Genomic DNA, 14,543 nt, shown 5'->3' on the forward strand with positions numbered 1-14,543 from the left:
ATTCAAAGTCGGCGAGTTCAGAGCGCGCCATATGAGCCCCAGGAAGCGCGAGTCACGAGCTCCCGGCCAAACGCAACGCTCGTTGGCCCGGTCCGGCGCTCACGGGCAGAGGCGGACATCAGCCGGCCGACGGCCTTCTGAATCCGTCGAACATGACCCAATGCGGAATCTCCGCTATTTCGGCTTCAACTGACTGATGATGGCAGGGCCCTCTGCTGCGTCGATCTGATAGAAGGCCGCACCGGAAAGGGCTGACATGAGCGGGGACGTCCCTGGCAGTTGCTGCCCGCTGCTGCCGGCAACAGCCTGGTTGAGAAGGTTTTGACCCTGCTTTTCCACCTGAGGCACACCGATGCCGAAGTAATAGGTTTGTCCGCCCTCGATTTGAACTTCGACTTCATAGTCCATCGACACCGGGTTCACACAGGTTATCCGGTATCGTCCGGGCGGTCTGTCGACAGAGAAATAGAATCCCTTGGAGACCGAACCGACCGGTTGACCGTCGATCTTGATTCCCGCTTCAGTCGCCCAAAGTCCCTTCTCGCGCAAGAAATACAAGCGCGCGAGCCGTGCAACCTGCTGCTTGGATTGCGGTCCGGCCGTCGCCTTCGACCGAGGATGGGGTCCGGCCGCCGCTTCGGAAACTGACACCCATCCACCGAACTGGGCAAAAATGAAAAGCACGAAAGCCCACGATACAAGCCGCCGCATCATAACCTCGGTCTTCAACGTCCGCCCGCAAAGATCACGAGTTGCAAATTCGAGCAAGTGGAATCCACCAGTTGGCGGCCCATTTCATTGTTCCAGTTGCTACCCAATAGGCATCGGATCACACCGACGATGTCGCCTCAAGGTCTTCGCAACGTATTGCGCCCCACGCGAGCTTGATCGCTAGCGACGAAGCGGACGTCGCCTTCATCACGTCATGCCAGCCAGCTTATGGGCGCTCGGCCCTGTCTAGCGCAAGCCGCTTGCCGCGCGGGCGCGCGCCTCGATCGAGGACCACGCGCCAGTCTTGATGTCGGAAGCCGACGCGATCCAGGAGCCGCCGACCGCGACCACCTTCGGATGCGCCAGCCATTCGCGCGCATTGGCCTCACTGATGCCGCCGGTCGGACAATAGCGCACCTGCGGGAACGGGCCGCCGAGCGCGTTCAGCATGGCGAGGCCGCCGGCCTGCATCGCCGGAAAGAATTTCACCAGCTCATGGCCGCGCGTGACGCAGGCGATCAGGTCGGACGCGGTCTGGATGCCCGGCACGAACGGCAGATCGCCGGAGGCTGCCGCCTGCAGGAGGTCGGCCGACTGGCCGGGACTGATGGCAAAGGCGGCGCCGAGCTTCGCGGCGCGGTCGAGATCGTCAGGCGTCAGCACGGTGCCGATGCCGACGATGGCCGCGGGCACCTCGGCGATGATCGCACGGGCGGCATCGACCGCGGCCGGCGTGCGCAAGGTGATCTCGATCACCCGCAGGCCGCCTGCGACCAGCGCTTCCGCCAACGGCACTGCCTGCGCCGCCTGTTCGATGGTGATGACGGGAATGACGGGCGCAAGTGCAAACAGCTCGGCCAATCGCGACTGGTTTTTCATGACGACGCTCCGTCGCTAGAGAATGTCTTTCGGCATCGCCTCGCGCGCGATCACCGCGCCCGGCGACATGATCACCGCGCCGGCCAGACGATGCCCGGCGAGCGCTGCCTGTCGCGGCGTGGCGCCGCCGATCCGCGCCGCGAGATAGCCGGCGTTGAAGGAATCGCCGGCCGCGGTGGTATCGACGGGCGCAACGACTTCCGGCGGCGCAAGATCGACGCGATCCCGATCGGCATCGATCAGGCAGCCGAGCGCACCGCGCTTGACCACGATCTCCGCAACCCCCGCCGTGCGAAGCCGCGCGATGCAGGCCTCCGCATCGGCGTCGCCGAACAGAAGCTGCTCGTCCTCGAGCGTCGGCAGCGCCAGATCGGCCAGCGGCAGCATGTCGTTGAACGCCGCCCGTGCAGCGGCCGCATCGCTCCAGCCGCGCGGGCGATAGTTGCCGTCGAAGGCGACCTTGCCGCCGCCACGGCGCGTGGCGGCAAGCAATTCGCGCAGCCGCGCCCTGCCCGTCTCGCCATAGAGCGACAGGCTGATGCCGGAGAGATAGAGCCAATCGAACCGCGACAGGCGGTCGAGCATGGCGTCGTCGGCGCGGTCGAACAATTCGCGCGCGGGCGCATGGTCGCGCCAATAGAGAAAGCTGCGCTCGCCACGCGCGTCGCGCTCGATCATGTAGAGGCCGGGCACCCGTCCGGCCACGCGCATGACGTGATCGGTGCCGATACCCTCGGCGCGCCACGCCGCAAGCATCGCCTCGCTCAGCGCATCGTCGCCGAGCGCGGTGACGTAGGACGTGTCGACGCCGAGCCGCGCCAGATAGAGCGCGGTGTTCAGCGTATCGCCGCCGAAGCCGCGCTTGAACAGGCCGCCCTCGCCTTGCGCGAACTCGATCATGCATTCGCCGATGGACGCGACTTTCATCTCTCAGACCACCAAGGACAGCAATCGTTGGGCCTCATGGTTCGAGACGCGCGGCTGCGCCGCGCCCTCACCATGAGGTTCTGAGATTTCGCCGCACGAAAGACCCTCATCCTGAGGAGCCCGCCGCAGGCGGGCGTCTCGAAGGATGGGCCAAGAAAAGGCCGTCTTTTCATCGGCGATCCTCCGTCAGACCGGCAGATGGTTGATCGCCGCGACCGCGGTCATGACGCCACGGATCTCCGCAAGCCCCTTGAGGCGGCCGATCAGGGGATAGCCGGGATGAGTGCCACGCCCGGTGTCGTCGAGCAGTTCATGGCCGTGATCCGGTCGGAACGGAATCCGCCAGCCCGGCTCGCCCGCGTCCTTGCGCCGCGCCTGCTCGTTCAGCATCGCCGTCACCACGGCGACCATGTCGACGTCGCCGCCAAGATGGTCGGCCTCCATGAAGGTGCCGTCCGGCGATTTGCTGACATTGCGCAAATGCACGAACTGGACATGTGGCGCGAAGCGCACCGCCATCGCGGGCACGTCGTTCTGGGCTCCCGCGCCGAGCGCGCCGGTGCAGAAGGTGATGCCGTTAGCCGGCGAAGGGCAGGCATCGACGATGAACTGGAGATCGTCCGCGTTCGACACCACCCGCGGCAGGCCGAACAGGTCGCGCGGCGGGTCGTCGGGATGCACGCAGAGCCGGACGCCGCATTCCTCCGCGGCCGGCACCACCTCGCGCAGGAAGCGCGCGTAGTTGTCGCGCAGCTCGGCGTGCCCGATGTCGCGGTAGCGCGCCAGCATGCGGCGCAGGCCCGGCACGTCGTAACGGTCGAACGCGCCGGGCAGCCCCGCCATGATGGTCGCGAGCAGGCGGTCCTTGTCGGCCTGCGACGCGCGGCCGATCCACGCCCTGGCGCGATCGAGCACGTCAGACGCGTGATCGGCTTCGGCGTTCGGCCGCTCCAAAATGTAGCAGTCGAACGCCGCGTAACGGTCGGCGTCGAAGCGGAGTGCGGTGCCGCCGCCTGGCAGCCGATGCGCGAGCTCGGTCCGCGTCCAGTCCAGCACCGGCATGAAATTGTAGCAGACGGTGGTGACGCCGCAGCTGGCGAGGTTGCGCAACGACTGCCGGTAGTTCTCGAACAGCGACGCGAGGTTGTCCTCGCCGAGCTTGATCGCTTCCGACACCGGCAGGCTCTCGACCACGCTCCAGCGCAGGCCGAGCGAGGCGTCGGCCTCGATCATGTCGCGGCGTTTCGCGATCTCCTCGACGCTCCAGACCACGCCATAGGGGATATGATGCAGCGCGGTGACGATGCCGGACGCGCCGACCTGCCCGATCTGCGGCAGCGTGATGGGATCATCGGGACCGAACCAGCGCCAGGTCTGTTCCATGGGATGCCTCTCCTACACCAAATCCAGCGCGAGACGGCTTCGCACTGAGACCATCTTGCGAGGTCTTTCATCTCCCGGGAAGTGGTGGGATGCAATACGGCGAACATGGTGCCGCCGCACTACCCCCTCCCCGCAAGGGCCGCGAGCGGGACAGGTCAGCCGAACTCGCCAATCCTACTTCAGATGCACCTGAGCCGGCGCGGAGGACGCCGGCTCAGGACGGAGGGCACAATAACGCGTTGGAGGCTGAACGCGGCTCAGGCCCTCACTTCCTGTCGCTGGAACAGCACGTAGCCAGCGACGAACAGCACGATGGTGCCGGCGATCAGGCCGACCATCTGCGGCCATGCGATCATCACGCTCTCGGCAAGCGGCAGCGGCGCACCCATGACGGCGCCGCGGAGCTGCTCGAGGAACACCGCGCCCAGCGTGCGCGTGGTCGGCGACAGCACCGCCTGCATCGCCTCGATGAACAACTCGTTGGGCGAGACCCGCATCAGGAACAGCGACCAGAGGCCGGTGTCCGGCGTATCGAGGCCGAGCGCGGTGTAGCGCGGATCGGGCGGCGCGATCACTTGCGCGAAGGCCGGCGCCAGCATCGGCCACAGCACGGTGAGGAACAGCCAGACGCCGAGTGCGACCAGGGCTGCGGTGGCCGGCGAGCGGAACACGATCGACAGCAGCATCGCGAGCGCGAGCCACACCCCGGCATAGAAGATCGCGACCACCAGAAACACCAGCGAGCGCGCGATCTCCTCGGTGCCCGGCGGGACGCCGAGGAAGATCAGGCCGAGCCCGATCACCATCAGCCAGAGCGCTGCGAGATTGACCGCGAGCGTCGCCAGCGCGGCGAGGAATTTCCCCATCAGCAACGCGTCGCGGTAGATCGGCTGCGCCAGGATCCGCGACAGCGTCCGTCGGTTATGCTCGCTGTTGACGGCGTCGAAGCCGAGCCCGATCGCCATCAGCGGGATCAGGAAGCCGAGGATCGCGACGAAGGACGGCAACGGGTCGCGCGCCAGCGTGAACAGCCGCAGCAGCAGGAACGGGTCCTCAGCCGTGTTCTGCCTCAGGCTGTCGATCGCGCCATACAGCGCGGCGAGCGCCGTCAGCAGGATCAGCAGTTCGAGCACCAGCATGCGGACGCTGGAGATGTTGTCGGACAGCTCCTTGACGAAGACCGTGCCGAGGCCCTGGAACGGAGAACCTTCACGCCGCATGACGCACGCCTCCTCCCGCCGGATCGGTCTGGAAGGTGCGGGCGTAGATCGCCTCCAGGCTCGGCTCGTGGACCGAGAGCTTGAGCAGCGCGCCGTTCACCGCGACCACCGCGCTTGCCGCATCGGGCCGCACGTCGCGCTCGGCGGTCATGCGGAAGCGCTCGGGCGCGACCGTCTCGACCTTGGTGACGCCGGGGATGGTGGCAAGGCGGCGCGCGATCCCGGTCCCTTGCGCCTCGACCTCGACCACGAAACCGGCGCCGAGCACGCCCACGGAAAGCTCGGCGACCGTGCCCATCATCGCGATGTGGCCGGCCTTGAACAGCGCGACGCGGTCGCAGATGCGCTGCACCTGGTCGAGCAGATGCGAGGAGAGCAGCACCGTGGTGCCCTCGGCCTTGAGCTCGCGGATCAGGTCGAGGAATTCGAGCGTCGCCTGCGGATCGAGCCCGGAGGTCGGTTCGTCGAGAATGGCGATCTCCGCCTTCTTGACGATGATCTCGGCCAGCCCGAGCCGCTGGCGCATGCCGCGCGAGAAGGTCGCGACGCGCTTGTGCGCGACGTCGTCGAGCCGCACGCGCAGAAGCGCGTCCGCGATCCGCCGCGTGCGCTCGGCCAGATCGAGGCCCATCAGCTTCGCGGTGTAGGCGAGGTTCTCCACCGCCGTCATCTGGTCGTAGAAGCCGACGGAATCCGGCAGGTAGCCGACGCGGGCTTTGACCGCGAGCGGCTGTCGCGCCGGGTCATGGCCGAGCACGCTGACCTTGCCCGACGAGATCTCGGTGAGACCGAGCATCATCAGGATGGTGGTGGTCTTGCCGGCGCCGTTCGGGCCGAGCAGGCCGAACACCTCGCCCCTCCGGATGCCGAAGGAGATGTTGTCGACGGCGTACGCCTTGCCATAGCGCTTGGTCAGGCCGTCCGCGGCGATCACGACGCCGCCGGGCGCGGTCGCGCCCTCGTTTGGCTGCTCGCTCATCGTCGTCCGAACCTCGCCACTGCGCCCAGCATCAGAAGCAACGCCACGCCGATCACGCCGGCGCCGACCATGCCCCACACGGTCGAGGTCGAGACCGTGATGCGGAACTGGCTGGAGGCGCTTTCGCCGCGCGCATTGGCATTGACCGAGACCATGTAGTCGCCGGCGAGCGACTTGTCGCTGGGCGTCACCAGCGCCTGCACCTCGGCATCCTTGCCGGGCACCAGGCGGTCGATGGTGGCCGGCTCGAAGGAAGCCTTCCAGCCGGTCGGCGACGAGGCGCTCAGCGTGACATTCTCGGCCGGCGCGCTGCCAGAGTTGGTGACCACGATCGGGACCGAGGTCTGCTGCGCGGCGACCGCGCGCGCACTGAGCAGGCCGTCGCGGCCGGCGACCTGCAGCCGCGGCTGGCCGACGACGTCGAGCGCGAGGTCGGTCTTGGCGGAGGCGTCCTCGGCCTTGACCGTCACGGTGACCGGGAAATGGCCGGCGTCGATCGTGCTCGGCGGACGAACCTTCAGCTTGACGTCCTTGGACTGGCCGGCCGGGATCGGAAGCGAGGACAATTCCTGCGAGCCATAGGCCTCGGTGAACGAGGTCTCGAAATTGGCCGGCGCCTGCGCCGCGAAGCTCGCGGTGAGGTCGCGACCGGCATCGTTCTTGATGCTCAGCGTGTATTCGAAGTTCGATTTCGGGGTGCCGCGCAGCGACGGCAGTTGCGCGGTCACCGAAAGCTTGGCCGGCAGCTCCTTGGCGAGCGAGACGACGACTGGCAGCGAGGCCTGGTTGCCCTGCCCTTCGGCCTGCACCGTCAGGGTCTGCGGCGCGAGATCGGCATTCGCCGGCACGTCGAGACGAAGCTGCAGCGCGACGCTGGAGTCGGGCGCGGGCATTGCCGAGCCGACCGGCTGTCCGCCGCCGAGCATGGTCGCAGTCCAGCCGCTCGGCACGCCGGTGACCGAGAGCTTGTACTGCTCGGGCGCGAGAGCGTAGTTCTGCAGCCGCAGCGCAATGTTCGCTGTCGTGCCGGGCCTGACCGTGACCGACGGATAGTCGGTCATCAGATAGAGGCCCTTGATGTTGTCGTGCGACGGCTCGGCCGCATGGACGTTGGGAAGGATCAATCCGAGGGAGAGGACGAAGGGAGCGAGAGCAAGCGCTCGCATGACAAGCACTCCTGCAAAGCGGGGTCAGGATGAACGCCGACTGTGGCGGTCGTCGCACCGTGGCGGCGGCGCGCCGGATCATCGGTTCAATCGTGACAATGATTGGGAGAAATTCCGCCGCGCCAGTTACAAGTCGGTGATAATGGCCCGTTTTGCAGTTAGACTTTGGTTTTCGATCGTTCGTCGTCGATCGTTCGTAGTAGCGCGGGCGCTCGCTGTCTTACGTGCTGCTTACATGTACGCAGAATCGTAGGGTGGGCTAATCGTACTAAGTCACATGTGTGGTGCTCTCGTTGAAATTCTTGAGCTTTTTAGAACGACCATATTTGCACAAAGACGAGTCGATTCAATGGCTTGAGTCTTCTTGTGACTCAGTACGACTAAGGCGCGCATGCGCCGTGCCCACCGCTCAGAGCGTTGTTTGAATGGTGGGCGCGCTTCGCTTAGCCCACCCTCCGGCGTCGCGCCGAGTCGCGTTCTACTTCTCGACCGCGCCGCCAGAGTCGACCCAGTCCTTGAAGCCGCCGACATTGTAGACGTGCTGGTAGCCCATGTCCTTGAGCTGCTTGGCGGCCAGCGCCGAGCGGCCGCCGGAGGCGCAATAGAGAATGACGTTCTTGTCCCTGGAGAAATTCTTGTCGTGATAGGGCGAGTCGGGATCGGCGCGGAATTCCAGCATGCCGCGCGAGACGTTCACGGCGCCGGCGACCTTGCCGCTCTGCGCGACCTCCGTGCCGTCGCGCACGTCGACGACCAGCGTGTTGCCTTTGCCGATCATCTCGCGCGCCTGGTCGGGCGTGATCTTGGGGACGGCGGCGTTCGCCGCTTCGAGCATCTGCTTGACGGTGACGGCCATGGGTTACTCCTTTCCTCACTGTACGAAGCGTAGGGTAGGCCAAGGCGCGACCGCGTCCGCTGTAGCTCGCAGAGCGAAACCGGAAGCGCCGTGCCCACCTTCTATCGGCAACACCTCTTCAAAATGGTGGGCACGCTTCGCTCAGCCCACCCTACGTAACTTCATCGCTACGCGAACGCGGTCGCGAGAAACGCGGCGATGATGCCGCCGATCAGGAGATACTTCACCGCGTAGTAGACCCGCTTGTTCCAGGCCTTCATGCGCTTGCCGGCGAGGCGCACGTGATAGACATAGGCGAAGATGCGATTGATCCAGCCGACACGCTCGCCCTCCTCGTTCTGGGTCGCGCTCTCGTTGATGATGCGCGTGGAGACCCAGCGGTTCACCGCGGTCATCGCCCGGGTCTTGAGCGGGCGCTCGACGTCGCAGAACAGGATCAGCCGATCGTCGCCGGTGGTGTTCTCGGCATAATGCAGATAGGTCTCGTCGAACAGGATGTCTTCGCCGTCACGCCAGGAATAGGGTTCGCCGTCGATGAAGATGCGGCACTCGCCGGAGGATTTCGGCGTCATCAGCCCGAGGTGATAGCGCAGCGAGCCCGCATAGGGATCGCGGTGCTGCACCAGCCGGCCGCCGGGCGGCAGGTTGGTGAACATCGCACCCTTGATGTTGGGAATCGTGTTCAGCAGCTCGACCGTCTTTGGGCAGTTGGCGAGCGCCGACGGCAGCGGCGCGCCGTACCATTTCAGATAGAAGCGTTTCCACCCGGTGCGGAAGAAGGAGTTGAAGCCCCAATCGTTATATTTGTCGGCGGCCTTGATCGCGCCCTGCGCGAACAGCAGCTCGGCTTCCTCGCGAATCACCTGCCAGTTGTCGCGGAGCAGCGTCAGCTCGGGCACCATGCCGGTCTCCAGCACCGGCCGGTTCGGTACCGCCGAGAACATGTACATCAGGCAGTTGTAGGGCGCCATGATCGTGGAATGGTCGGAGAACTGCCGCCAGAATCCGAGCCGCACCTTGCCGCGGAAGTGCACCGTTGCGGCGGAGGCGATGAACGCCCAGAGCACGAGAAATTGCGGCGCGAACAGTCGCATCACCATGGCGGAGTTCCCCCGGAACCGGCTGAAGTGGCGCCTTTTAGCAGGTTCGGCTGCCCACGCTCAAGCAGGGGAAATATCGCACGCGGTCATTTCGGAGCCGGCCGGATTGCGTCAAGCCGTGGGCAAACGGGCTATTCCCTGGATGAAGAGATCGATGATTCCTCCGCCGATGCGCTCGATCTCATCCTGCGCCACGCCCCAGCGCGGAAAGTGCCCGTCGATGTCCATCCGCGCGAAGCCATAGACCAGCGCGCGGCCTGCGATCTGCACCGTCTTCAGCTCGACCGAACGCAACTGGCCCTGGGCATAGGCGTCGGCCAGCATGCGCTCGCTCATCGCGATCAGCTCGGCATTGTCGCGCGTGAGCTCGGCCGAGCTGGCGTGGTCGAACGTGCGGCCGGTCGAGATGATCTCGAAATGCGCCGGGTTGCGCACCGCCCAGCGCAGATAGGCGAGCCCGAAGGCGCGGAAACAGCTCAGCGGATCGTCCGCCGGCGCCCCGGCGAGCGCAATCTCGATCTCGGCGCGAAACCGCCGCTGCGCCTCTTCCGCCACGGCGGTCAGCAGGGCATCGCGGCTCGCGAAATGCCGGAACGGGGCACCGGGCGAGACGCCGGCCCGCCGCGCGGCCTCGCGCACGCTGACCTCGTCGACACCGCCCTCCTCGGCAAGGCGCAGCGCCGCGTCGACCAGGACGCGCTTGAGGTCGCCGTGGTGATAGGGTTTTGGCACGGTAGAATGGCTTGACGAATGCTTGATACGGGTCGGCATTGCCCGAAGATAGCATCACCCGATCGTGAATGTAATCATTGATTACACCATTGACCTTGCGATTCAACCAAATGTAACTGACGATTACATTGCAGGAGGAGATCGAGCGCATGTCGGAGCGGCAGAACTGGTTCGAAGGCTGGCGGCTGTTCGCCGTGCTCACCTTGATCCTCATCGCGCTGTGTCTCTGGATCGCCGGCATGCGCGCCTTCGAGGCCGAAGCAATCCGCATGGTGATCCGCTTCACCGCGCGGACCTCACTGGTGTTCTTCTGTTTGGCGTTCTCGGCAGCCGCTTTGGCACGGCTCTGGCCCAACGCGTACACGCGCTGGCAGCACCGCAATCGCCGCCAACTCGGCGTGACCTTCGCGGCCTCGCACGCGCTGCATGCGATTGCGATCGTTGCCTTCGCGATCGCCGATCCGGCCGGCTTCGCGGCGGCGACCAGCATGGCCTCCTACGTCTTCGGCGGCATCGGCTACGGCTTCATTCTCGCAATGACCGCCACCTCGTTCGATCGCGCCGTCGCCGCAATCGGCCCGCACGCCTGGCGCGTCCTGCACCTCGTGGGCGGCTATTACCTCTGGCTACAGTTCACGGTATCGTTCGGCATGCGGATTCCCGCGATGCCGCTCTATGGCCTGTTCCTCGTTCCGCTGCTCGTCGTGCTGGCGCTGCGCCTGATTGCGATGGCCTCGGTGCGAACCGGCCGGACGGCTCCCGTCGGCTGAAGGTGTCATTCCGCCGGCGCGCCGACCGCCGACGATGGCAGGCGATTGGGAATGTGCAGAAACAGCGCGCAGACGATCGCCGCGACCAGGCCGAGCAAAGCAAGTCCATAAAGTCCGCCGGCGTAGTCGCCGGTCATGTCCTTCATGACACCGACATACCAGGGCCCGAAGAAGCCTCCGAGATTGCCGATCGAATTGATCCAGGCGATGCCGGCCGCAAGGCCAGCGCCGCTGAGGAACATCGGCGGCATGGCGAAGAACGGGCCCTTGGAGCCATAGAAGCCCATCGCGGCGATCGACATTCCGACCAGCGCCCACCAGCTCCCCATCGTCAGGCCCGCGATGACGAGGCCCACGGTCGAGAACACGCAGCCGATGAACAGATTCCAGCGCCGCTCGTTCATGCGATCGGAGATGCGACCCCAGATCACCATGGCGACCGCGCCGCAGAGATAGGGGATCATGGTGAGCCAGCCGACCGTCATGTTGCTGTAGTCGCCGAGCGACTTGATCATCTGCGGAATGAAGATCAGCATGCCGAGACTCGCCGTGACGATGCCGACATAATTCAACGCCAGCAGCAGCACCTTCGGATTGTAGAGCGCCTGCCACAGCGAGAATTTGCGCACCGCTTCGGTGGCACGGCGTTCGGCCGCGATCTTGGTCACCAGCCAGTCGCGTTCTTCCGCGGTCAGGAATTTGGCCTGCTCGGGGCGATCCGTGAGCACGAAATAGGTGAGCACGCCGATCACCACGGTCGGGATCGCCTCGGCAAGGTACATGACCTGCCAGCCCCTGAGGCCGAGCAGGCCATCGAGGCCGAGAAGTCCCGTCGAGATCGGCGCACCGATCGCCACCGCGATCGGCAGGCCGACGAGAAAGCCCGACACGATGCGGGCGTGATGATGGCTGGGGAACCAGTAGGTGAAATAGAGAATGATGCCGGGAAAGAATCCGGCCTCGGCGACGCCGAGCAGGAAACGCACGATGGCGAAGCTCGTCGAGCCCGACACCAACGCGGTCGCTCCTGCGAGGATGCCCCAGGTGATCATGATCCGGGCGATCCATATCCTGGCGCCGATCTTCTCGAGGATCACGTTGCTCGGGACCTCGAAGATGAAATAGCCCCAGTAGAACATGCCGACCGCAAACCCGAAGGTCCCGGCCGACATGCCGATGTCGCCGCGCATGGTCAGTCCCGCGAAGCTGACATTGATGCGATCGATATAGGCGAGGACGTAGGACAGCACGGCGAACGGCAGCAGGCGCAGATAGACTTTTCGCATGGTCGAGCGTTCGAGCGTGCGGTCCATCGTTTTCTCCCCAGGTTACACGACTTTACTTGGCCGGCCCGGCTTCTCGCCGATATTGGGCTTGTTCTTGCGATCAATCTCCGTTGCAGACCCGGCCGCGTCGGCCCTACTCCGCGTGGCCGTCGATGATCGGACCGAACAGCTGCCAGTTCTCGCCGGTGAAACGCATCATCTGCACCTGCTCGATCGGATAGAAATCGGTCGGCGTGGTCTTGATGCGGATGCCCGGGACGTAGGTATCGATCTCGTAATCCATGTTGGCGACGATCTTCATCACGTTCTCCCGTGTGAGATTGTCGCCGCAGCGCTCGAGGACATTCACCAGCGCGGTCGAGGTGTTGAAGGCCGTCAACGGGCCGCTCTCGGACTTGTCGGCTTCCGGATAGTATTTCGCCATGAAGGCGCGGAACCGCTTCATGCCGGGATAGCTGTCCCATTGCGGATCGGTGACGTCCATCTGGTAGCCGGCGCTCAGGATGCCCCGGGAATTGTCCAGGCCTGCGGGCTTGAGCACGGCCCCGACCGAGGCCGAGACGTTGGTCATGATCTGGATCGGGTGCCAGCCGAGCTCCGCGATCTTCTTGATCGCCTGCGCCGCGAATTTCGGCGTGGCGATGTTGATGAAGATGTCGGGATTGGCGGATTTGATCGCGACGACCTGGGAGTCGACGGTCGGCATCGCGACCTCGTAGGATATGCTGGCGACGACCATCTTGTCGTATTTGTCGCGCAGCACGTCCTTCAGACCCAGCACATAGTCCTTGCCGAAATCGTCGTTCTGGTAGAGCACGCCGAGCCTGGCCGAGGCATAATGCTCCAGGATGTAGGTGGCATAGACGCGGCCCTCGGCGCGATAGTTCGGCTGCCAGCCGATGGTCCAGGGGAAGTGCTCGGGATCGCCCCAGCGCGAGGCCCCGGTGGCGACGAATATCTGGGGGACCTTCATGCTGTTCATGTATTTCTGGATCGCCGCGTTCGACGCCGTGCCGAGCGAGGCGAAGATCAGGAATACCTCGTCGCTTTCGACCAGCTTGCGGGCCTGCTCCACCGTCTTGGGCGGGCTGTAGGCGTCGTCATAGGAGATGAAGTTGATCTTGCGCCCGTTGACGCCGCCATTGTCGTTGACCATGCGGAAATAGGCGCTCATCGTCTTGCCGATGATGCCGTAAGCGGACGCCGGTCCGCTATAGGGCATGATGTTGCCGATCTTGATCTCGGTGTCGGTGACGCCGGTGTCGTATTTCTTTTGCGCCAGCGAAGGGGCCGTGGCGAAGGCGAGGAGCACTACGGAAAGCACAATCCTCGCAATGAGATGCGACGGGATGAAACGGCTGCGAATGAACGGCCTCAGGCGGCGCTTCATGAGCTTCCCCCCTCGGGCAGGGCCCGATTGCAGATCGGCGGTTTCCTCTAGGCACTTTCTGATTGCTGCCAAGACTAGCAATCTCACGCGGCGACCGGAAGTGGGCGGCCGCATGCCTCGCCGGAGACGATTTGTCGCGCGTTCAGCAGGCCCGCCCCTCACGCCGGCCCGGTGTCCCCGTTCGTGACGAGGTGAAACGTCCGGCCGAGCCTGCGGTGCACCGTGATCACGGCCCTGTCGATGTCGCTGATCAGGCAGTCGCCAAGAAGCACGGCTGGAATCTCCCAATTCCGCCCGAGGCGCACATGCGGCAGGCCGCGGAGCTTCGGCACCCGCGCCGTCTCGCAGCCGGGCTGGCTGCGGATCGCCGCCTCCACGAGCACGGTCAGCTCCGCCTGGGTCTTGCCGAGCGTCTTCACCGGTCGCTCACGTAGCCGGCGGCATCAGGCCGAGCCGCCTGGCGATGATCCGGTCGACCACGCGCTTGGGCAACCAGCCGGTCACGACATGCCGCATCGGGTCGGGCGTGATCTGATAGCGTACCCTGGGCCGGGCCGACGTCAGCGCCTCGAACACGATCTCGGCGATCCTCTCCGCTGGCAAGCCGCCATCCAGGACCGCATCGCGCAGCGTGCCGAGCGCTACCAGCGCGAGTTCGGTCGGGTGCCGGAGTTTCGCGCCGGCCTGCATGCCGGCGCCGTGGTGATCGGCGAGTGCGGCGATTCCCGTCGCCAAGTAGCCTATTTCGGCGACACGGTGAACGTGACCGCGCGGTTGCAGGCGCATTGCAAGGAGGTCCGCCGTGCGCTCCTGGTGTCCGGTGAACTGTTGCAGCTGCTGCGCCCTGCGCCGGAGCTGATCGTGGAGGCGCTCGGCCCGACGCAATTGCGCGGCCGCGCCACTGCTGTCGATGTATATGCTGTATCTCGGCGCGGAACGGCGGATGCCGGAGGTTGAACCTGACCGTGCACGAGTCCTTTCTCGCACAGCGTGCAACAAGATCGCGTGACCACGGAGGGAGAGGTGAGGGAGTGAAGAACTGAGGACGGCCAGCCGCTGCTTGCGCTGCTGTCTCCCTCACCTCTCCCCGCCCGCGGCTCGCGACAAGAACGTGGATCAAGCCCCTAGTTTTTCGACTTGTCCA

15 protein-coding genes and 1 pseudogene are annotated in these 14,543 nt (G+C 65.2%); 2 read left to right on the plus strand and 14 right to left on the minus strand.

All coding sequences use genetic code 11. The features are described from left to right. Positions 1-174: 174 nt before the first annotated feature. The 10 genes from JOY90_RS06455 to JOY90_RS06500 form a co-directional block, all read right to left on the minus strand. On the minus strand, positions 175-768 hold the full coding sequence (locus JOY90_RS06455) for a DUF2846 domain-containing protein (RefSeq protein ID WP_291690317.1): 594 nt from the start codon (positions 766-768) through the stop codon (positions 175-177). A gap of 189 nt (positions 769-957) precedes the next feature. Beyond that, on the minus strand, positions 958-1,590 hold the full coding sequence (eda, locus tag JOY90_RS06460; RefSeq protein ID WP_291690318.1) for a bifunctional 4-hydroxy-2-oxoglutarate aldolase/2-dehydro-3-deoxy-phosphogluconate aldolase: 633 nt from the start codon (positions 1,588-1,590) through the stop codon (positions 958-960). Positions 1,591-1,605: 15 nt separating this feature from the next. After that, a complete protein-coding gene (locus tag JOY90_RS06465) occupies positions 1,606-2,517 on the minus strand; it encodes a sugar kinase (protein WP_291690319.1) in 912 nt (303 codons plus the stop codon). Positions 2,518-2,703: 186 nt separating this feature from the next. Continuing rightward, positions 2,704-3,900, minus strand: coding sequence for a mannonate dehydratase (gene uxuA, locus JOY90_RS06470; protein ID WP_291690320.1), 1,197 nt, complete (start codon positions 3,898-3,900; stop codon positions 2,704-2,706). Between the two features lie 257 nt (positions 3,901-4,157). Next, positions 4,158-5,120, minus strand: coding sequence for an ABC transporter permease (locus JOY90_RS06475; protein ID WP_291690321.1), 963 nt, complete (start codon positions 5,118-5,120; stop codon positions 4,158-4,160). Then, on the minus strand, positions 5,110-6,099 hold the full coding sequence (locus JOY90_RS06480; protein ID WP_291690322.1) for an ABC transporter ATP-binding protein: 990 nt from the start codon (positions 6,097-6,099) through the stop codon (positions 5,110-5,112). The genes JOY90_RS06475 and JOY90_RS06480 overlap by 11 nt, the downstream gene beginning before the upstream one ends. Next, on the minus strand, positions 6,096-7,265 hold the full coding sequence (locus JOY90_RS06485) for an NEW3 domain-containing protein (RefSeq protein ID WP_291690323.1): 1,170 nt from the start codon (positions 7,263-7,265) through the stop codon (positions 6,096-6,098). Before JOY90_RS06485 ends, JOY90_RS06480 begins: the two co-directional genes overlap by 4 nt. A gap of 478 nt (positions 7,266-7,743) precedes the next feature. After that, positions 7,744-8,121: a rhodanese-like domain-containing protein gene (locus tag JOY90_RS06490; protein WP_291690324.1), complete on the minus strand. Its 378-nt coding sequence runs from the start codon at positions 8,119-8,121 to the stop codon at positions 7,744-7,746. A gap of 167 nt (positions 8,122-8,288) precedes the next feature. Further along, a complete protein-coding gene (locus JOY90_RS06495; protein WP_291690325.1) occupies positions 8,289-9,221 on the minus strand; it encodes an aspartyl/asparaginyl beta-hydroxylase domain-containing protein in 933 nt (310 codons plus the stop codon). A 111-nt stretch (positions 9,222-9,332) separates the two neighbouring features. After that, positions 9,333-9,992, minus strand: coding sequence for a TetR/AcrR family transcriptional regulator (locus JOY90_RS06500; RefSeq protein ID WP_291690326.1), 660 nt, complete (start codon positions 9,990-9,992; stop codon positions 9,333-9,335). A gap of 110 nt (positions 9,993-10,102) precedes the next feature. On the opposite strand from JOY90_RS06500, the gene JOY90_RS06505 reads away from it, so the two are divergent. Further along, entirely contained in the window at positions 10,103-10,723 is a 621-nt protein-coding gene (locus tag JOY90_RS06505) for a hypothetical protein (RefSeq protein ID WP_291690327.1), read from the plus strand. 5 nt (positions 10,724-10,728) lie between these two features. Here JOY90_RS06505 and JOY90_RS06510 read toward each other — a convergent pair whose 3' ends face one another. The 4 genes and pseudogenes from JOY90_RS06510 to JOY90_RS06525 all read right to left on the minus strand — a co-directional run. Next, the gene (locus JOY90_RS06510) at positions 10,729-12,036 is read right to left on the minus strand and encodes an MFS transporter (RefSeq protein WP_291690328.1); all 1,308 of its coding nucleotides are present in this window, start codon (positions 12,034-12,036) and stop codon (positions 10,729-10,731) included. 106 nt (positions 12,037-12,142) lie between these two features. Next, on the minus strand, positions 12,143-13,399 hold the full coding sequence (locus JOY90_RS06515) for an ABC transporter substrate-binding protein (RefSeq protein ID WP_291690329.1): 1,257 nt from the start codon (positions 13,397-13,399) through the stop codon (positions 12,143-12,145). 158 nt (positions 13,400-13,557) lie between these two features. Then, on the minus strand, positions 13,558-13,818 hold the full coding sequence (locus tag JOY90_RS06520; RefSeq protein ID WP_291690330.1) for a hypothetical protein: 261 nt from the start codon (positions 13,816-13,818) through the stop codon (positions 13,558-13,560). Positions 13,819-13,825: 7 nt separating this feature from the next. Beyond that, positions 13,826-14,005 (minus strand): annotated as a pseudogene (locus JOY90_RS06525) (oxidoreductase); the annotation flags it as partial. A gap of 96 nt (positions 14,006-14,101) precedes the next feature. Between JOY90_RS06525 and JOY90_RS06530 the strand changes: the two are divergent. Further along, entirely contained in the window at positions 14,102-14,356 is a 255-nt protein-coding gene (locus tag JOY90_RS06530) for an adenylate/guanylate cyclase domain-containing protein (protein WP_291690331.1), read from the plus strand. Positions 14,357-14,543: the final 187 nt, after the last annotated feature.

Origin of the sequence: Bradyrhizobium sp. (assembly GCF_019242285.1) — a bacterium.
GTDB lineage: Bacteria > Pseudomonadota > Alphaproteobacteria > Rhizobiales > Xanthobacteraceae > Bradyrhizobium.